The sequence below is a fragment of the Polaromonas sp. P1_F4 genome (assembly GCF_056405675.1).
Window position 1 is genome coordinate 156,242 of record NZ_JBFUBP010000006.1, and the last position, 18,010, is coordinate 174,251.

Consider the following 18,010-nt stretch of genomic DNA (forward strand, 5'->3'; position numbering starts at 1 on the left):
GCGGGGGTGAGCCCCCTACAATACAGCGCTAAATGAGCCTGATTACGCGCTGCCCCGCATGCGGCACGATGTTCAAAGTCGTGACCGACCAACTCAAAGTCTCACAGGGCTGGGTGCGATGCGGGCATTGCGCTGAAGTCTTTGATGCGTCCGCGCATCTGCTGCCGCGTGACATGGCATCGCCCGTGCCCGCCATACCGTTTGCGGTCGCGGACACCGAACCCATGCCGCTGCCGGAATTTGTCCCTTCTGCGCCGGCGCCGCCAGTCGTGGCTGTTGCCGCTGCTGCGGACTCACAGGAATGGGCGCCTGCCAGGTCATTTGCCGACCGGGTGCCGCTAAGGCCTTCCGGCACTGGCCCTGCCGATGCGCAGGACAGCGCGGCTGATTTTGACCCTGTACGCTGGAAGCGGGCCCAACAGGAACGCCAGCAGGATCCGATGGAACTGCCCGATAGCGTGTTGCCGGATGAGCCACCAGCCCGCCGGCCGGTGATGGTGCGTCCGGCGGTCGATGATGATTCCAGTTTTGCCTTTTCGGATGTGGACTCCGGCATGCCGGATTCGCGCGTGGAGCACGATGTGTCTTTTGTGCGGGAGGCCAGGCGCAAGGCGTTCTGGAAACGGCCGCTGACCCGGTGGACCATGGCCTTGCTATCCCTGCTGCTGCTGGCCGTGCTGGTCTTGCAGTGGGCTGTCCAGCAAAGGGACACGCTGGCCGCACTGGAGCCCCGGCTCGTGCCGGCGCTTCAGGGCATTTGCGGCCAGTTGCACTGTGACATTCGTGCGCCGCGGCATATTGAGTCACTGGTCATAGACAGCTCCACCTTCAACCGTATCGGCCCTGATGCCTATCGCCTCAGTTTTACGCTCAAAAACACGGGTGTGACGCTGCTGGAAATGCCTTCCCTGGAAGTGACCCTGACCGATTCGCAGGACCAGGCCGTGGTGCGCCGCATCCTGACGCCGGCACAGTTTGGCGCCAAATCGCCGACCCTGGCCGCCCGCTCCGAAATGCCGGGCCTGGTCATCATGAAAATATCCGGTGATGCGGACGCTGCTGCAGCAGCGTCACCGCCGTCTTCCGTGCCGGCGGCTCCCTTGCGGGTGGCTGGCTACCGTGTCCTGGTTTTTTACCCCTGATTGAAACGAGAGAACTGAATGTCTGCTGTTATTTGTGGCTCCCTGGCGTTTGACACCATCATGACCTTTGAGGGGCGCTTTTCGGAGCAGATACTGCCCGACCAGCTGCATATCCTGAATGTGTCGTTTCTGGTGCCGGCGCTGCGCCGCGAGTTCGGTGGTTGCGCCGGCAATATCGCCTACAGCCTGCAGCAGCTTGGCGGCAAGCCGTTGCCCATGGCCACGGTAGGCAGCGACGGCGCCGAGTACGTGGAGCGCATGAAGACGCTGGGCATCAGCACGGAATTTGTGCGGCAGGTGGGCGACACCTATACGGCCCAGGCGATGATCATGACCGACCGGGACAACAACCAGATCACGGCTTTTCATCCGGGTGCCATGATGCAGGCCCATATCACCCGCATTGACGCACGCGATGACATCAAGCTGGGCATTATCTCGCCTGACGGGCGCGATGCCATGCTGCAGCATGCCGAGCAGTTCAAGCTGGCCGGTATCCCCTTCGTTTTTGATCCAGGCCAGGGCCTTCCCATGTTTGACGGCAAGGAGCTTTCCCACTTTGTGGAGCTTTCCACTTGGGTGACCGTCAACGATTACGAGGCCAAAATGCTGTGCGACCGCACGGGCCTGTCATGCGCCGAATTGTCCCGCCGGGTGCAGGGCCTGGTGGTGACGCTGGGCGCGGAAGGTTGCGAGGTCTGGATTGGCGGCGAGAAAACTCTGGTGCCGCCGGTGAAAGCCGAAGCAGTAGTTGACCCGACGGGATGCGGCGATGCCTTTCGCGGCGCTTTGCTGTTTGGCCTGGAAAAAGGCTGGACGCTGGACCGCTGCGCCGCCTTGGGGAACCGGGTGGGTGCGCTCAAGATCGCCACGCGCGGCGGCCAGAACTACACGCTGAATTCCGAACAAATCAGCGCTTGAGCAAGACAGAATGGGCGCCGCCAGCTATTAAATTAATAGCATTCGACCATTCCCTTGTCGTAGGCGGGGCGGCTATGGCTCGCGGTGGTCCAGTGCTTTCAGCCATTCATTCCACGCAGCCTGGCTTGCCGCTTCAGCACTGACGCGCAACTGCTTGCGCCTTGAAGCCTCTCCGCGGGCCAGCGTGACCGCCTGCTGCGGAACGCCGAGGCAACCGGCCAGCCATTTCACCAGGGCCTGATTGGCTTTGCCCTCCACGGGCGGTGCCTGCAATCGCAGGCGCAGCGCCTGCTGGCCGGTCTCTCCATGCAGGCCCATCATCTCGGTTTTGGCGGCGTTGGGCACCACATGGATGTCGATCAGAACGTCCCCATTCTTTTCCCGTCGCAGAAAAGGAAGTTCGGGCAGCGCGGGGAATGGTTTCATGGCTGGAGTGGTCCGGCGGCGGTAAACAGGGGTGTCAATTGTGAATGGCCTCAGGAACGGTCCAGCCATGAAAAAAGCCCGACATCTTTCGATATCGGGCTCTAAGCAGAATTACCTTACTGCTTACGGCTTGCTGGCTGTCGGAAACGGCCAGGCAGCTTGCGGGTTCAGAGTAGTCTGAGCCGCAGGGGCAGCCGCTGCAGCGGGTGCTTTCGCAGCTTTGGCAGCAGGTTTTTTCGCGGCTTTCTTCGCAGCGGGCTTTTTCGCTGCTTTCTTGGCGGCAGGCTTTTTCGCAGCGGCTTTCTTCGCCGCTGGTTTCTTCGCTACCTTTTTTGCGGCCTTCTTGGCTGCTGGCTTTTTCGCTGCAGCTTTCTTCGCTGCTGGCTTCTTGGCCGCTACCTTCTTGGCTGCTGGCTTTTTCGCTGGCGATTTTTTCGCAGCTGGCTTTTTGGCCGCTACTTTTTTCGCTGGAGCTTTTTTAGCCGGAGCTTTTTTCGCTGCTGCTTTTTTCGCAGGAGCCTTCTTAGCCGCTACTTTTTTCGCAGGGGCTTTCTTTGGAGCAGCTTTTTTAGCCGCAGTTTTTTTCGCAGTTGCCATAGTTTTCTCCTTGATCACGTTGCAAAGAGCACTTCACGGTTGGAGTACGTAAAGCGATTCACGGCGTTGGGCCCCGGATAAACCGGTCCCAGCGCCGCGAACACAGGAGCAAAGCCCAACGCGCACTCTTCGGTGCTGTCACTGGTCATTGCAATTCTTGAAATCATTGTTCGCTTGTCTCGCGTATTTTTTTGGTCAATCAATCCCAGGAAAGGGCACCACCGGACTGGTACTCGATCACACGGGTTTCAAAGAAGTTACGCTCTTTTTTCAGGTCGATCATTTCGCTCATCCATGGGAACGGATTCTCCTCGTTGGGGAAGAGAGTTTCAAGTCCGATCTGTGTGGCACGGCGATTGGCAATGTAGCGGAGGTAGCCTTTGAACATGGACGCATTGAGGCCGAGCACGCCGCGCGGCATGGTGTCTTCGGCGTAGCGGTACTCCAGTTCGACGGCTTTCATGAACAATGCCTTGATCTCGGCCTTGAACTCCGCCGTCCAGAGATGGGGGTTTTCCAGCTTGAGCTGGTTGATCAGGTCGATGCCGAAGTTGCAGTGCATGGACTCGTCGCGCAGGATGTACTGGTACTGCTCTGCGGCGCCGGTCATCTTGTTCTGGCGACCCAGGGCAAGAATCTGCGTGAAGCCCACATAGAAGAACAGGCCTTCCATCAGGCAGGCAAACACAATCAGCGACTTGAGCAGGGTCTGGTCAGCTTCGGTGGTACCGGTCTTGAAGTGGGGGTCGGAGATCACTTCAATGAAAGGAATCAGGAACTGGTCCTTGTCCTTGATCGATTGCACTTCGTTATAGGCGTTGAAGATTTCGGCTTCGTCCAGGCCCAGCGATTCAGTGATGTACTGGTAGGCATGGGTGTGGATGGCCTCTTCAAAAGCCTGGCGCAGCAGGAACTGGCGGCATTCGGGCGCCGTGATATGGCGGTAGGTGCCCAGCACGATGTTGTTGGCGGCCAGCGAGTCGGCGGTCACGAAGAAACCCAGATTACGCTTGACCAGACGGCGTTCGTCTTCGGTCAGGCCATTCGGGTCTTTCCAGAGCGCGATGTCGCGCGTCATGTTCACTTCCTGCGGCATCCAGTGGTTGGCGCAGGTGGCGAGGTATTTTTCCCAGGCCCACTTGTATTTGAACGGCACCAGCTGGTTGACGTCGGTCTGGCCATTGATGATGCGTTTGTCGGAGGCCTTGACGCGTTGTGCCTTGGCGGGTGCGGCGGCAGACGTAGAAGGTGCCGCAGCCTGCACAGGTGCGAACGCGCCGTCGTTGAGCATGCGCACTTGCGCCTGGGGCTGCTCGGCAGTATTCAAAGAAAGAGGCGGAAGTTCCATCGAGCGGCCTTCAGGCAAGCCGCTGTTGTGAGATGTTTGCAAAGATGGTTTGACTTCTTCGTCCCAGGTCAACATAGAGGTTTCCAATACTTTGGGATTATGAAAGCAGCGATACAAAATGAAAAGTGTTCATTCACATCGCTACAAAATTGTGTTGCTCAATTACATCGAATCGTGCGATGAAGCTCAGCACACGATTCGTTTTTTTATTGGCAGGCCTCGCAACCGGGGTCATCGATTGCGCAGAACTTGATGTCGGTCGCGGGCGATGCACTCATCTGTGCCTGAGCTGCAGCGGCTGCTGCTTCAAGCGCGCTCATGCCGCCGCCCGAGGTGGCCGTGCCGGAAGAAACCGAGTTCATTTTTCCGGCCGTCACAGTCGACTTCTCGGCATGCGTAGCGCTTTGCGTGCGCAGGTAGTAAGTCGTCTTGAGGCCGCGCAACCAAGCCAGTTTGTAGGTGTCGTCGAGCTTTTTGCCCGACGCGCCCGCCATATAGATATTGAGCGACTGTGCCTGGTCAATCCACTTCTGGCGGCGCGCTGCCGCTTCGACAATCCAGGAAGTTTCAATCTCAAACGCCGTGGCGTAGAGCGCCTTGACGTCCTGCGGCACGCGATCGATCGGACGCAGGGAGCCGTCAAAGTGCTTCAGATCCACCACCATCACGTCATCCCACAGGCCCAAGCGCTTCAGGTCTCGGACCAGGTAATGGTTGATGACGGTGAATTCACCCGACAGGTTGGACTTGACCGACAGGTTGCCAAAGCAGGGTTCGATACAGGCATCCACCCCAATGATGTTGGAGATGGTGGCTGTGGGCGCAATGGCCACGCAGTTGGAATTGCGCATGCCGTCTTTGGCAATCTTCTTGCGCAAAGCGTCCCAGTCAAGGCTGGCGGAGCGGTCGACTTCCACATAGCCGCCGCGCTGCTCGGCCAGCATGTCCAGCGTATCCAGCGGCAGGATGCCCTTGTCCCAGAGCGAACCTTTGTACGTGGCATATTTACCGCGCTCTTTGGCCAGTTCGGTTGACGCCCAGTAAGCGTGGTAGCAGACGGCTTCCATGGACTTGTCGGCGAACTCGACGGCTTCCTGGGAAGCATAGGGAACACGCAGTTCATACAGGCAGTCCTGGAAACCCATGATGCCCAGGCCCACGGGGCGATGGCGCATGTTGGAATCACGGGCCTTTTTGACGGCGTAGTAGTTGATGTCGATCACGTTGTCCAGCATGCGCATGGCCGTGGTGATGGTCTTTTTGAGTTTTTCGTGGTCGACCGCGCCGTCCTTCAGGTGCTGGACGAGGTTGACTGAGCCGAGGTTGCAGACGGCGGTTTCGGTGTCGCTGGTGTTGAGCGTGATCTCGGTGCACAGGTTGGACGAGTGCACGACGCCGGTGTGCTGCTGCGGCGAGCGCACGTTGCAGGCATCCTTGAACGTGATCCAGGGGTGGCCGGTTTCAAACAGCATCGACAGCATCTTGCGCCACATGTCGGTGGCCTGCAGCTTGCGGGATGGCTTGATTTCGCCGCGCTCGGCCTTGGCTTCGTAGGCGGTGTAGATTTTTTCGAAATCCTTGCCGAACTTGTCGTGCAGGTCGGGCGTGTCGGACGGTGAGAACAGCGTCCAGCTGCCCTTTTCCATCACGCGACGCATGAAGAGATCGGGAATCCAGTTGGCGGTGTTCATGTCGTGCGTACGGCGGCGGTCGTCGCCGGTGTTCTTGCGCAGTTCCAGGAACTCTTCAATATCCAGGTGCCATGTTTCCAGGTAGGCGCAGACGGCGCCCTTGCGCTTGCCGCCCTGGTTGACCGCCACGGCGGTGTCGTTGACGACTTTGAGGAAAGGCACGACGCCTTGCGATTCGCCGTTGGTGCCCTTGATATGGGCGCCCAGGGCGCGCACAGGCGTCCAGTCATTGCCCAGGCCGCCGGCAAATTTGGACAGCAGCGCGTTTTCCTTGATGGCGTCGTAAATGCCGCCCAGGTCGTCGGCGACGGTCGTCAGGTAGCACGACGACAGCTGCGAGCGCAGCGTGCCGGCATTGAACAGGGTGGGCGTGCTCGACATGAAGTCGAAGGACGAGAGGATTTCATAGAACTCGATCGCGCGTTCTTCGCGGTTGATCTCGTTGAGCGACAGGCCCATGGCCACCCGCATGAAGAAAGCCTGTGGTAGCTCGATGCGCTGTTTGCGCACGTGCAGGAAGTAGCGGTCAAACAGGGTTTGCAGGCCGAGGTAGTCGAATTTCAGGTCGCGTTCGGGCTTGAGCGCGGCGCCCAGGCGGGCCAGGTCGAACTGCTGGAGCTTTTCGTCGAGCAGCTCGTTTTGTACGCCCTTGGCGATGAACTGCGGGAAATACTCGGCGTAGCGAATCGCCATGTCTTCCTGACTGACTTCTTCACCCAGCACTTCGCGGCGGATGGTGTGCATCAGCAGGCGTGCGGTGGCGTAGGTGTAGTCAGGGTCTTTCTCGATCAGGGTGCGCGCTGCCAGGATGGACGCCTTGTAGACTTCATCAATGGGCACACCGTCATAGAGGTTGCGCATGGTCTCGGCAACGATGGGGTCGGGCTTGATATCTGCGCCCAGGTTGGCGCAAGACGCTTCAATCAGAGCCTGCAGGTTGCGGATGTCCAGCGCGACGCGGTTGCCGCGGTCGGTCACATGGATCAGGGGCGCCGCAGGTGCCTGGGTTTGCGGCTGGCGTGCGCGCTCTTGCGTGCGCTTCTCGCGGTACAGCACGTAAGCGCGGGCGATTTCATGGTGGCCGCCGCGCATCAGGCCCAGCTCGACCTGATCCTGAACGTCTTCTATATGAAAGGTTCCGCCGCCTGGGCGCGAACGCATCAGGGCGCGGATGACCGCCTGGGTCAGGCCGTCAACGGTTTCGCGGACGCTGGCCGAAGCCGCACCCTGCGTGCCATGCACGGCCAGGAAAGCCTTCATCATGGCCACGGCGATCTTGTTGGGTTCGAACGGCACCACGCCGCCATTGCGGCGGATGATCTGGTAATGGGCGAGCGGGTTGCTTTGCGCGTTGGTATCGCCGGTTGCCGGGTTGCTTGCCAGAACGCTCGACGTGACGGGCACCGCGTGTTGTGCAGTTTGCATGACTTCCTCTTTGCTTTGTTTTATGGGTGGTTTGATGTGCTGTTCGGGGTCTCTGGATATATTGAGGTATTGCACAGGCCTATCAACCTGCTCCTTCATTTCCTGACCCGAATTACATCAAACTGAATTAGGGCTTAGACACTATACCTAGGGTATGGAGGGAATACAAGCCACTACAGGTAGTGTATCGCTGACTGAATGCACCGTTACGTTTTGTGGCTTTTTAGGCCCCATTCCAGACGCCTCGATCAGTGCTTGATGGCGGCCCGCTCAACCTCGCGGAAAGCCTGATGCCATCAGGCTTGCGAAGCTGATGCAACGTTGTGGCACGGTCATTCGCGGGCTTTGGGTTGGGAGCGCCGGTCACTGCGGGCGCGGTAAAAATAACCAGAAATTTCAACCGCAAGGCGCACCGCAATGGTGAGTGCGTGCAGGTGCACCAGTCACATGATTTCGGGAAAACACCTAGCCGGTGACGACAGCGAGTTTTGCAGCAGAGGCCAGTTGAAGCCAGTGCCTGGGTCCTGCTTGCGGCCGGGTGCAATGTGCTCGTGCCCGGCGATGTGCTCAATGGGATAGTGCTGCAGAAGCGAGGCGCACAGCCCGGTCAGGGTTTCATACTGGGATGCTTCAAAGGTATCTCCCTCAAGGCCTTCCAGCTCGATGCCGATGGAATCGTCGTTGCAGTTGGTGCGCCCGCGGTAGCTGGATTCCCCGGCATGCCAGGCGCGGTCGTCACAGCTCACAAACTGCCACAATGCGCCGGTTCGGGCGATAAAAAAATGCGATGAAACCTGCAGGCCGCGAATGCCCTGAAAGTAAGCGTGTGCCTCCCAGTCGAGCTGGTTGGTGAAAAGGCGCTGCACGTTGTCATTGCCGAACTCACCTGGCGGCAGGCTGATGGAGTGGATGACGATCAGGTCAATCTGCGCATCGGGGGGGCGTGGACCAAAGTTGGGCGAAGCCAGTGGGCGTGCATAGCGGTACCAGCCGTTTTGCCACAAAGGCCGGGGAAGGGCATTGGGGCTTTCAGGCGGGGTCATCGGCAGGGTCAAGTCCGTCGGCCAGGTCGTCATTGCCCGGCGTGGTGATATTCAGGCGTGCAATGCGGTAGCGGATCTGCCGCAGGCTCAAACCCAGCCTCGCGGCGGCAGCGGTACGATTGAAGCCGGTCTCCAGCAAAACCTTGGTCAGGATGTTTCGCTCCTGCCCGTCCAGATAATCCTGCAGGTTTTCCGGGACGGTGACATGTTCTTCGGCCGGCGCATCAAAATGCAGCGCGCTTCCTTCGCCGAGCGCCACGGCCCGGTGCAGGATGTTTTCCAGCTCCCTGACATTGCCGTTAAATGGCCTGGACTGCAACTGCTCCATCACGGCGTCGGTCAACTCGGGCATCTTGAACCCGGACTCCTGGCAGATTCTTGACAGCAGGGCAGTGCAGAGTGCTGGCAAATCTTCCCTGCGTTCGCGCAGGGCCGGCACGGCAATTTCAATCACGTTGAGCCGGTAATAAAGATCCTGGCGGAATGTCCCTTCCTGGGCTTCCGCTGCCAGGTTTTTGTGCGTTGCGCTGACGATGCGCACGTCAACGGTGTCCTCCTGCGGCGAACCCAGCGGCCTGACGGTGCGTTCCTGGATGGCGCGCAGAAGTTTGGATTGCATGGCCAGCGGCAGGTCGCCGATTTCATCGAGAAACAGGGTTCCGCCCTTGGCCGCCTGGAAGTAGCCTTGCCGGTCCTGCGCCGATCCGGTATAGGCGCCCTTGCGTGCGCCGAAAAACTCCGCTTCGAGGAGATTCTCGGGTATGGCGCTGCAATTGACGGCGACAAAAGGCCCTGCCGCGCGGTGGCTGCAACCGTGTACGGCTCGTGCCACCAGTTCCTTGCCGGTGCCCGACTCTCCCTGGATGAGGACGGGCGCCATGCTCCCCGCCACCTTGACGATGCGCGACTTGACGGCGCGCATGACGGCAGACTCACCCACCAGCTTTTGCAGAATCTGGGTGCCGTCCCCATTTTTTTTCTGGGCGGAGGGGGTGGTGCCGTGTTCCGGTGCGCTTCGATCGCTTTTGACCTGTTGCGCCGGCTGTTTGGCACCCTGCACAGCCGATGCCACGACACTGCGGAATTGCTTGAGGTCGACCGGTTTCGTGAGGTAGTCAAACGCGCCGGCCTTGAGTGCTTCCACCGCATTTTCGGCCGAGCCGTGGGCCGTAATCACCACGCATCGTTCGGGCCGTTGCTGGTCGATCATGTCTCGCAGTAATTCGAGGCCAAGGCCATCTGGCAGGCGCATATCGGTGATCACAGCATCGAAGTGATGCGCCTTGAGCTGCTCCCGGGCCTGCAGCAGGTCACCGGCTGCCTCCACCCGATACCCTTCCCTGAGCAGCGTCAGTTCATACAGGGTGCGCAAATCCGGTTCATCGTCAATGACGAGGATACGTGCCTGCTGGGGAACGGGAATGGGGGTGCTCATGGTTTTCAGGTTGGCATTGTGGCAAAAGAAGCCGCAGACAAGGTCATAGACGGACTGGAGGGTGCGAATATGACAAAAAATTCGTTTCCCTCAATGCCGCTTCGCTGCACGCGCTGGTAGCCGATCAGGGCGCCATAGCGTTCGCACAATTCACGGCAAATGTACAGGCCCAGCCCGCTGGAGCGGCTTTCAGAGGAGAAAAATGGTTCGAACAAGTGTGTCTGCACGGTTTGCTCCATGGGTTGGCCATCGCTCCATACGGACAAACGGGCCTGCCCGGGCGTAACGAGCTGGGTGGAGACTTCAATGGCCTGCGAAGATGTGCTGGCATAACGCAGGGCGTTGTCCAGCAGATTGACCATGAGGCGGCGCAAATGCTCGGGCTCAAAGCACACAACGGCGTTACCCGAATCTGCCGTGATCTTCATGCGTCGGGACGCTTCAGTCTGCCCTGCCCAGTCCGTGGCAATCTTGTGGGCGGTTTCGTCCAGTGCCAGGGTGGTGGTTTGCGGCGAGGGCAGATGTGCCTGGGCACGTGAGATGTTCAGTACCTCATCGACGATTTTGGCGAGACGTTGTGCATTTTGCCGGATCATGCCGGTGAGCTGGCGGTGCGGCTCGTCCTGCAGGTCTTCTTCCAGCAAGGCATTGGCTTGGGAGATTGCCGCCAGTGGATTTCTGATTTCGTGTGCCACCGCGGCCGACATGCGTCCCATGGCGGCCATCTTCTCGGTCCTCACGCGGGCTTCCATTTCACGCAGGTCTTCCAGGAACATCACACAAAGGCTTTCGTGGGTGCCGTTTTTCGATGCGGCAAGGCGTGTGCGTACATGAAGGCGCCGGGTATTACTGCCTGGGTATCCAAGGCTGATGTCCGCTTCCTGGGGGGTTTGCGTGCTGAACGTGCTATGCATCAATTCGGCCAGGGGCAGCCAGGCCGCTTCCATGACGAGGATGAAAGGCGCGCTGCGAACCGAGCCCCGGGCTCCCAGCAGGCGCCTGGACGCCGGATTGGCCGATCGGACGATGCCGTTGATATCGACCACCAGCACGCCGTCGGCCAATGTTTCAATGACCAGCTCGTTCACCTGCGTCTGCATGCGCGCGGCGGACTGGCTGCGTTTTGCCAATTGTTCTTCACGGGCAAGCCGCAACGCCAGGTGGTTCGCAAGCAGTGCGACCAGGAAAAAACCGGAACCGCTCAAGCCCGACTGAAGGAATCGCGCATTGAAATCGCCCAGCACCTGGAGTGAGCTCCACCACGCGTCGGCAAGTAGCAGCAGCGTCACGGTGGCAGCGGTTCCGAAGGCCAGCAAAATTGGTCCGAGAATGGAGGCGAGGAGCACCGGCAACGCAAACAGGGGCGTGTAATTGATGCCGCTCGATTGCAGGACATTGAGCGTCGAGAACGTGATGACGTCCACACCGATGGTCAATACCCACTGTGCGTCAAAGGTGCTGCCCGGCGGCCGCGGCTTGGCCCAAACCCGCACGGCCAGCGTGGCGCACAGGTAGGCTATGCATACCGCAATGGACCAGTGGTTGGTGATGTTGCCCAATGCGTAGATAACCGCCTGCAGGATGACGAGTACTGCGGCGATGGCAACGCGTGCCGTCATGAAGACGCGCCACAGACGGCCGAAGGAGCCCAGTTCGGGCACGGCCTCCCACACGCCTGATGCCTTGCCTCCCGTTTCAAACCAGTGGGATGGCGTGCTCATCTAGCCTCCTGCCTGGCGGCGATGCGCGTCACTGCAATAAATGCCCTTGTCGCCTATCAGTGCGTCGGATTTCGGCAAGTGCACGCGACAGATATCGCATGCGACCATCTCCGCGACGGTAGTTTCGCGGCCCGGCGCTTGTGGGGGGCGGGTGGCCGCGGCGTCTTTTCTTTCCGCATCACGGTTGTGGCGCCAGAGCCAGAAAACCACCAGTACGAGTGCCATGACCAGAAAGTATTTCATGCCCGCCTCAGAATGACTTCAAGTACAAAGCGCGAACCGGCGTAGCCCAGCAACAGCAGGCCGGAGCCCAGGTACAACACACGGACGGCCTTGCGGCCACGCCATCCGAGGCGCGCCCGGCCGATCAGCAGGCCGGCAAACGTCAGCCAGGCCAGTACTGAAAACACGGTTTTATGGTTCCATTTCCAGGCCAGACCGGGCCCGTAGAGTGTTTCGGCGAACAGCCAGCCTACAAACAGCGTGGCCGACAGCAATACAAAGCCGGCCTCCACGAAGCGGAAGGTGAGCCGCTCCAGCGTCAACAGCGGCACACCCGCATCGGTTTGTGCGGCCAGCCGGATGGAGCGCTCGGAGCGCGTCATCAGCCAGCCGTGCACCACTGCGGCGGCAAACAGCCCATAAGACGCAATGCCCAGGGCCCAGTGCAACGGCAGCCAGGGGGATGCGATGGCGTGGTAGGTGGTACCGGGGAAAATGACCGTCAGGATGACAGCTGCGCTGCCCAGCCCTGCCAACGCCCAGTGGGCCTGGAGTTGTGGAAACAGGCGGCTTTCGATGGCGTAAACGGTCAGCACCAGCCAGACTGTCATGGACAGCGCCGGTGCAAAGCCGAAACGCGGGGGCTCGCCCAGCAGGCCATCGGCCAGCGCCAGCACGTGCAACAGCCAGGCCGCCAGCAGCAGGCCGCGGATGGCGGCGGGGCCGAGGCGCGGGGAGCCTAGTGCCAATGCAGCGTAGGCGACGGCAGCACCGGCTGCCGCTGCAAGACCCCACCAGTCGCTCAAAGCTAAAATCATGGCTAGAGTTTAGCCTTTACTGCCTCTTTTCCCCCTTTCTGGCAGCCTTCCGCTACAGCCTTTCTTTTCCACCTAACTGCGCCGCGTTCGTGGCGCCTTCCCATGGCCTCAGCTCTTACCGACAAGTTATCCCGCCTCGTCAAGGAAATGCGAGGCCAGGCCCGCATCACCGAATCCAATGTGCAGGACATGCTGCGCGAGGTACGCATGGCCTTGCTCGAGGCCGACGTTGCGCTGCCGGTGGTGCGCGACTTCATTGCCCGGGTCAAGGAAAAAGCGCTGGGCCAGGAAGTGATGGGTTCGCTGTCGCCGGGCCAGGCGCTGGTGGGCATTGTCAACAAGGAACTCGCCGCCACCATGGGCGAGGGCGTAAGCGACATCAACCTGGCGGCCCAGCCGCCGGCGGTCATCCTGATGGCCGGCCTGCAGGGCGCGGGTAAAACCACCACCACTGCCAAGCTGGCCAAGCACCTGATTGAAAAGCGCAAGAAAAAGGTGCTGACTGTCTCGGGCGACGTCTACCGCCCTGCTGCCATTGAACAGCTCAAGACGGTTACCAAACAGGCCGGCGCCGAATGGTTCCCCAGCACACCGGACCAGAAACCGGCCGACATCGCGCGAGCCGCCATTGACTACGCCCGCAAGCACTTTTTTGATGTGCTGCTGGTCGACACGGCCGGTCGCCTGGCCATTGACGAGGCCCTGATGGCCGAAATCAAGGAGCTGCATGCGATCCTGAACCCGGTTGAAACGCTGTTCGTGGTCGACGCAATGCAGGGTCAGGATGCGGTCAACACCGCCAAGGCCTTCAAGGAAGCCCTGCCGCTCACCGGCATCATCCTGACCAAGACCGACGGCGATTCACGGGGCGGTGCGGCGCTCAGCGTGCGCCAGATCACCGGCGCCCCCATCAAATTCTCCGGTACCAGCGAGAAAATCGACGGCCTGGAGGTGTTCGACGCCGAGCGCCACGCCGGCCGCATCCTCGGCATGGGCGATATTCTGGCGCTGGTCGAGCAGGTGGCCGCCGGGGTGGACATGGCCTCTGCCCAGAAGCTCGCCGCCAAGATCAAGTCCGGCGACGGCTTTGACCTCAACGACTTCCTGAGCCAGTTGCAGCAAATGAAGAACATGGGCGGGCTCTCCAGCCTTCTGGAAAAGCTGCCCGCGCAAATGGCGGCCAAGGCCGGCCAGGTCGACATGGACAAGGCTGAAAAAGACATCAAGCGCAAGGAAGGCATCATCCAGAGCATGACGCCGCTGGAGCGCCGAAAGCCCGAACTCATCAAGGCGACCCGCAAGCGCCGTATTGCCGCCGGCTCCGGCGTGCATGTTCAGGAAGTCAACCGCCTGCTCAATGAATTCGAGCAGATGCAGGGCATGATGAAGAAGATGAAGGGCAGCGGGATGATGAAAATGATGAAACGCATGGGCGGCATGAAAGGCATGCCCAAGTTTTGATCAATTCGCTGTTTAAGGGAAAATGGCTGCAGCCCAATAAGGACGGGCGCAACCAGCTCCTGAATTAATAGCGTCCACCTGTCATGAAAAAAGCCGCTCCAAGCGGCTTTTTTCATGGGTTGCCCGGAAGTCGGGCCATTTTCAGGCCGCCTTCAGCCGTGGCTTGGCCAGCCGGCTTGCATGCAGCCAGGCGCGTCGCAGCACTGCCGGCGAACGGGTCTCTTCCGGGATCAGCAGGTAGTTCTGCGCACGCAGGGCCGTGCCCACGCCGACCTTGCTGGTGAGCACCGTCATCGGGATCGCCAGCAGCAGCGGCAGGCCGACCGGGATCAGCCAGATCAAAGCCCGTGCATCGATCACGRCAATGCCGACAGCCAGCAGCGCAATCACGCCGGACATGGGCGCCAGCTGCGCCAGCGCATGGCGCCAGGGCACAGCGGCCGCTTCGCGCGGGGGCGATTTCCATTCAAGCTTCAGGCCGGTGAGGGCCACCACCACAAACAGCGAATGCGCGAGCATGCGGATGGGGGCCTGCAGCAGTGCGATCAGGGTTTCCAGCAAAGCACTGCGCAGCAGGGCGACGGTGCCGCCATAGGATTGCTGCTGGCGGTTGACCAGCACGGCCACGATGCCCAGGACGCGCGGCAAAAACAGCATGCACAGCGTCCAGCCCCAAAGCGCCATCAGCTCGCCGGGCAGCAGCATCCAGTCGGCAATCATCGGCGAGCCCGACAGCCAGAGCGCCGTTCCCAGCGTGAGGAAGCACAGCCACAGTGGCGCCGACAGGTACGCCATCGCGCCCGTGCCAAACATCGAGCGGTGCACCGGGTGGATACCCGGCTCGGCGATCAGGCGGGAGTTTTGCAGGTTGCCCTGGCACCAGCGGCGGTCGCGCTGCAGCTCGGCCAGCAAATCCGGCGGCTGCTGCTCGTAGCTGCCCACCAGGTCGCCCACCAGCCACACGTGGTAGCCGGCGCGGCGCATCAGCGCGGCCTCGACAAAATCGTGCGACATGATGCTGCCGGCCATGCCGCCCGTGCCCTTGATATGCGCCAGCGCGCAATGCTTCATGAAGGGCTCAATGCGGATGATGGCGTTGTGGCCCCAGTAGTGGGACTCGCCCATCTGCCAGAACTGCATGCCCAGCGTGAAGAGGCGCCCGGTCACGCGTGAGGCGAACTGCTGTGCCCGCGCGTGCAGCGTGACGTGGCCGATGGCCTGGGTCGCGGTCTGGATGATGCCGGCCTTGGGGTTGGCTTCCATCAGCTTGACCATGGAAACCAGGCAGTCGCCGCTCATCACACTGTCGGCGTCCAGCACCACCATGTAGCGGTAATCCTTGCCCCAGCGGCGGCAGAAGTCGGCCACATTGCCGGCCTTGCGGTCGGTGCGGCGTTTGCGCAGGCGGTAGTAGACCTCGATTTGCGGCTGGTCGGGGTGGCCTGCCAGCTGGGTGCGCAGGTCTTCCCAGGCGGCGCGCTCGGCCTTGATGATGGCCGGGTTGCTGCTGTCCGACAGCACGAAGACGTCAAAGCTCTGCACATGCCCTGTCATCGCGACCGACTCGCAGGTGGCACGCAGGCCGGCGAACACGGTGCGCACATCTTCATTGCAGATCGGCATGATGATCGCGGTGCGTGTGGACGCATCCAGCGGGTAGTGCTGGACTTTTTTCGCCGACAGCGCGTGTTTGTCACCGAAGATCGTGACGTAAAAGCCCATCATCGCCGTCATGAAACCGGTCACTACCCAGGCTGACAGAAGGGCAAACAGGCTGATCTGGCCGTACTGCAACCAGGCGTTGTCATAGTCGGGCTGCATGTCCGCAAAGATGCTGGTTGCCAGCACGGTACTGATGACCGTCAGCAGCAGGAATACTGTGCGCCGGCGCCGGGCTGCGTGCTGCCAGCGTTCAAGCCGGGCGGCAGGCAGGCGATGGGATGGTGCCGGCCCGGCGGCCCGGAATATCGACAGCATCGGCAGCAGCAGCGCGGTGGCCATGCTGTTCCAGAAGCCACGCCAGGGCCGGGGCACCATGGAGCCGCGATTCAGCGGTGGCGCCGTCACCGAATTGGGGTGGCGTTCCTCGCGCAGGGCGCTGCGTGCAGCGGATGGAGTCAGAGTGTGATCAGGTTGGTCCATGTTTCGCTCACAGTGTGGTTGTCATGTTTGAGGAAGGCGCGCAGCTCAACAGGCTGGGCCGGGTTCAGCCGCAGCACGCGCAGCGTCATGCGCCATGCTCCGGTGGCGGGATTCTTGTAGGCCATGCTTTCGAGCACACGGCCATTGGCGTTGGCGCTGGAGATGGCTTCGACCTTGGCGTCCTCGGGCAGCGCGTCCAGCGCCGGGCCGGCAAAGTCGATGACGTACTGGACCTGGCCCGTGAGATCGGTTCCGGCCTTCGAGTACCCGGTGCCGCGGCGTGATTGCGTGACCCAGCTGTTGGGTGGCAGTTGCTGGTTCTTGCCCTGCCAGCTGATTTGCCAGGCGATGTCCAGCGACTGGCCAAGTGCTGGCATTTTTTCGGGTACCCAATAGGCCACCACGTTGTCATGGGTCTCATCCGGCGTGGCAAATTGAAACAGCTCGACCCGGCCGGCGCCCCAGTCGCCCACGGGCGTGACCCAGGCGCTGGGCCGCGTCTCATACCGGGCTTCGGTGTCTTCGTAGTTGGAAAAGGCGCGGTCGCGTTGCATCAGGCCAAAGCCCTTGAGCGACTTCATGGCGAAAGACGTCACCAGCGGGGAGGACGGATTTTGCAGGGGCCGCCAGAGCCATTCACCGTCACCCGTAGCCATCATCAGGCCGTCGGAGTCGTGCACTTCGGGCCGGAAATCGCCGGGGCGGGGCTGGTTTTCGCCAGAGAAAAACATGCTGGTCAGGGGCGCGATGCCCAGCGAGGTCACGGGCGCGCTGTTGCCGGAGGTTGTGGCCGGGCGCATGAAAATGCGCGCCTGGACATTCGTGGTGGTTTGCTCGCCGGCCTGGATGTCAAAACGGTAGGCGCCCGTCATGCGCTGCGAATCCATCACGGCGAACACTGTCAGTTGCTTGCCGTCACCCGTGGGCCTTTGCAGCCAGAAATCCGTGAAACGGGGAAACTCTTCCTTGGCGCCGCCCGCACCACCGGCGGTGTCGACGGCCAGGCCGCGTGCCGAGAGGCCGTAGCGCTGGCCCGAACCCAACGCGCGGAAGTAGGTTGCGCCGGTGAATACGGCCAGCTCGTCCTTGTAGGTGGGCGAGTTGAGGTTGCTGAAAAAGCGCACCCCGCCGTGGCCCAGGTCGCCCCAAGTCTCAGGTGACAACTTGTTTTTTCCGAAATTGAATGTGGCCGGGTCGTAGGACACACGCTTCACGCCGCTTGTCGTGATTTCGTGAATGCGCACCGAGTCACCATGCCGGCCGACGTGGAAAAAATTCGCCTCAAAGGGCAGTTTGTCTGCGCGCCACAGCGTGCTGGCGGCGTTGAAACGGATGTCGCGGTAGTCGTCGTACGCCATCCTGGCGAGCTCGGTGGGCACGGCATGAGACGCCTCGCGCCAGGGCGCTTGTGAGCGCTGGCGGGCGATTGCGGCCACATCGTCCAGGTTGAAGGCGTATGCCTGGCCCGCTGCGAGCGTCAGTACCGCAAGGCTTGCGTAGGCTGCGATACGGGCCCGCAGGAGAAAGCTGCCGCGGCGGTTGCGGCCGCCGGAGGTGTCGAAAAAAGGCAGGAAAAAAGCTGGCATGCCATGACTAGGGCAAACCCTGTGCCAACTTT

15 protein-coding genes are annotated in these 18,010 nt (G+C 61.0%); 3 read left to right on the forward strand and 12 right to left on the reverse strand.

Annotated features, from left to right (window positions below; all coding sequences use genetic code 11):
• Window positions 1-32: 32 nt before the first annotated feature.
• Window positions 33-1,142, forward strand: a complete 1,110-nt coding sequence (locus AC1DYQ_RS13975; protein ID WP_477687280.1) for a DUF3426 domain-containing protein — start codon at window positions 33-35, stop codon at window positions 1,140-1,142.
• Window positions 1,143-1,160: 18 nt separating this feature from the next.
• Window positions 1,161-2,063, forward strand: a complete 903-nt coding sequence (locus AC1DYQ_RS13980) for a carbohydrate kinase family protein (RefSeq protein ID WP_477687281.1) — start codon at window positions 1,161-1,163, stop codon at window positions 2,061-2,063.
• A gap of 72 nt (window positions 2,064-2,135) precedes the next feature.
• Here AC1DYQ_RS13980 and AC1DYQ_RS13985 read toward each other — a convergent pair whose 3' ends face one another.
• The 10 genes from AC1DYQ_RS13985 to AC1DYQ_RS14030 all read right to left on the reverse strand — a co-directional run bounded on the left by AC1DYQ_RS13985 (window position 2,136) and on the right by AC1DYQ_RS14030 (window position 12,789).
• Window positions 2,136-2,489 carry a DUF167 domain-containing protein gene (locus tag AC1DYQ_RS13985; RefSeq protein ID WP_477687282.1) on the reverse strand — a complete coding sequence of 118 codons (354 nt, stop codon included), beginning with the start codon at window positions 2,487-2,489 and terminating at the stop codon, window positions 2,136-2,138.
• Window positions 2,490-2,612: 123 nt separating this feature from the next.
• On the reverse strand, window positions 2,613-3,086 hold the full coding sequence (locus tag AC1DYQ_RS13990; RefSeq protein ID WP_431098248.1) for a histone H1-like DNA-binding protein: 474 nt from the start codon (window positions 3,084-3,086) through the stop codon (window positions 2,613-2,615).
• Between the two features lie 14 nt (window positions 3,087-3,100).
• Window positions 3,101-3,235, reverse strand: a complete 135-nt coding sequence (locus AC1DYQ_RS13995) for a hypothetical protein (RefSeq protein ID WP_457281068.1) — start codon at window positions 3,233-3,235, stop codon at window positions 3,101-3,103.
• A 50-nt stretch (window positions 3,236-3,285) separates the two neighbouring features.
• Window positions 3,286-4,509, reverse strand: coding sequence for a ribonucleotide-diphosphate reductase subunit beta (locus tag AC1DYQ_RS14000; RefSeq protein ID WP_477668370.1), 1,224 nt, complete (start codon window positions 4,507-4,509; stop codon window positions 3,286-3,288).
• A gap of 131 nt (window positions 4,510-4,640) precedes the next feature.
• The gene (locus tag AC1DYQ_RS14005; RefSeq protein WP_477687283.1) at window positions 4,641-7,550 is read right to left on the reverse strand and encodes a ribonucleoside-diphosphate reductase subunit alpha; all 2,910 of its coding nucleotides are present in this window, start codon (window positions 7,548-7,550) and stop codon (window positions 4,641-4,643) included.
• A 443-nt stretch (window positions 7,551-7,993) separates the two neighbouring features.
• Window positions 7,994-8,593, reverse strand: a complete 600-nt coding sequence (ampD, locus tag AC1DYQ_RS14010) for a 1,6-anhydro-N-acetylmuramyl-L-alanine amidase AmpD (protein WP_477687284.1) — start codon at window positions 8,591-8,593, stop codon at window positions 7,994-7,996.
• Entirely contained in the window at window positions 8,580-10,028 is a 1,449-nt protein-coding gene (locus tag AC1DYQ_RS14015) for a sigma-54-dependent transcriptional regulator (RefSeq protein WP_477687285.1), read from the reverse strand. The genes ampD and AC1DYQ_RS14015 overlap by 14 nt, the downstream gene beginning before the upstream one ends.
• 5 nt (window positions 10,029-10,033) lie before the next feature.
• Entirely contained in the window at window positions 10,034-11,749 is a 1,716-nt protein-coding gene (locus AC1DYQ_RS14020) for a two-component system sensor histidine kinase NtrB (protein WP_477687286.1), read from the reverse strand.
• On the reverse strand, window positions 11,750-11,992 hold the full coding sequence (locus AC1DYQ_RS14025) for a PP0621 family protein (RefSeq protein WP_477687287.1): 243 nt from the start codon (window positions 11,990-11,992) through the stop codon (window positions 11,750-11,752).
• On the reverse strand, window positions 11,989-12,789 hold the full coding sequence (locus AC1DYQ_RS14030) for a cytochrome C assembly family protein (RefSeq protein WP_477687288.1): 801 nt from the start codon (window positions 12,787-12,789) through the stop codon (window positions 11,989-11,991). Before AC1DYQ_RS14030 ends, AC1DYQ_RS14025 begins: the two co-directional genes overlap by 4 nt.
• 102 nt (window positions 12,790-12,891) lie before the next feature.
• On the opposite strand from AC1DYQ_RS14030, the gene ffh reads away from it, so the two are divergent.
• On the forward strand, window positions 12,892-14,250 hold the full coding sequence (gene ffh / locus AC1DYQ_RS14035; protein WP_457281060.1) for a signal recognition particle protein: 1,359 nt from the start codon (window positions 12,892-12,894) through the stop codon (window positions 14,248-14,250).
• Window positions 14,251-14,391: 141 nt separating this feature from the next.
• Here ffh and mdoH read toward each other — a convergent pair whose 3' ends face one another.
• The gene (gene mdoH / locus AC1DYQ_RS14040; protein WP_477687289.1) at window positions 14,392-16,392 is read right to left on the reverse strand and encodes a glucans biosynthesis glucosyltransferase MdoH; all 2,001 of its coding nucleotides are present in this window, start codon (window positions 16,390-16,392) and stop codon (window positions 14,392-14,394) included.
• Window positions 16,368-17,978, reverse strand: coding sequence for a glucan biosynthesis protein G (locus AC1DYQ_RS14045; RefSeq protein WP_477687290.1), 1,611 nt, complete (start codon window positions 17,976-17,978; stop codon window positions 16,368-16,370). The genes mdoH and AC1DYQ_RS14045 overlap by 25 nt, the downstream gene beginning before the upstream one ends.
• Window positions 17,979-18,010 lie beyond the last annotated feature (32 nt).

What these genes read in the sequence shown, in the direction of transcription:
- AC1DYQ_RS14025 (WP_477687287.1), bottom strand. Translation starts at nt 11,992, where the DNA reads ATGAAATACTTTCTGGTCATGGCACTCGTACTGGTGGTTTTCTGGCTC.
- AC1DYQ_RS14030 (WP_477687288.1), bottom strand. Translation starts at nt 12,789, where the DNA reads ATGATTTTAGCTTTGAGCGACTGGTGGGGTCTTGCAGCGGCAGCCGGT.
- ffh (WP_457281060.1), top strand. Translation starts at nt 12,892, where the DNA reads ATGGCCTCAGCTCTTACCGACAAGTTATCCCGCCTCGTCAAGGAAATG.
- AC1DYQ_RS13990 (WP_431098248.1), bottom strand. Translation starts at nt 3,086, where the DNA reads ATGGCAACTGCGAAAAAAACTGCGGCTAAAAAAGCTGCTCCAAAGAAA.
- AC1DYQ_RS14000 (WP_477668370.1), bottom strand. Translation starts at nt 4,509, where the DNA reads ATGTTGACCTGGGACGAAGAAGTCAAACCATCTTTGCAAACATCTCAC.
- AC1DYQ_RS14015 (WP_477687285.1), bottom strand. Translation starts at nt 10,028, where the DNA reads ATGAGCACCCCCATTCCCGTTCCCCAGCAGGCACGTATCCTCGTCATT.
- AC1DYQ_RS14020 (WP_477687286.1), bottom strand. Translation starts at nt 11,749, where the DNA reads ATGAGCACGCCATCCCACTGGTTTGAAACGGGAGGCAAGGCATCAGGC.
- AC1DYQ_RS13980 (WP_477687281.1), top strand. Translation starts at nt 1,161, where the DNA reads ATGTCTGCTGTTATTTGTGGCTCCCTGGCGTTTGACACCATCATGACC.
- AC1DYQ_RS13985 (WP_477687282.1), bottom strand. Translation starts at nt 2,489, where the DNA reads ATGAAACCATTCCCCGCGCTGCCCGAACTTCCTTTTCTGCGACGGGAA.
- AC1DYQ_RS14045 (WP_477687290.1), bottom strand. Translation starts at nt 17,978, where the DNA reads ATGCCAGCTTTTTTCCTGCCTTTTTTCGACACCTCCGGCGGCCGCAAC.
- ampD (WP_477687284.1), bottom strand. Translation starts at nt 8,593, where the DNA reads ATGACCCCGCCTGAAAGCCCCAATGCCCTTCCCCGGCCTTTGTGGCAA.
- AC1DYQ_RS14005 (WP_477687283.1), bottom strand. Translation starts at nt 7,550, where the DNA reads ATGCAAACTGCACAACACGCGGTGCCCGTCACGTCGAGCGTTCTGGCA.
- AC1DYQ_RS13975 (WP_477687280.1), top strand. Translation starts at nt 33, where the DNA reads ATGAGCCTGATTACGCGCTGCCCCGCATGCGGCACGATGTTCAAAGTC.
- AC1DYQ_RS13995 (WP_457281068.1), bottom strand. Translation starts at nt 3,235, where the DNA reads ATGACCAGTGACAGCACCGAAGAGTGCGCGTTGGGCTTTGCTCCTGTG.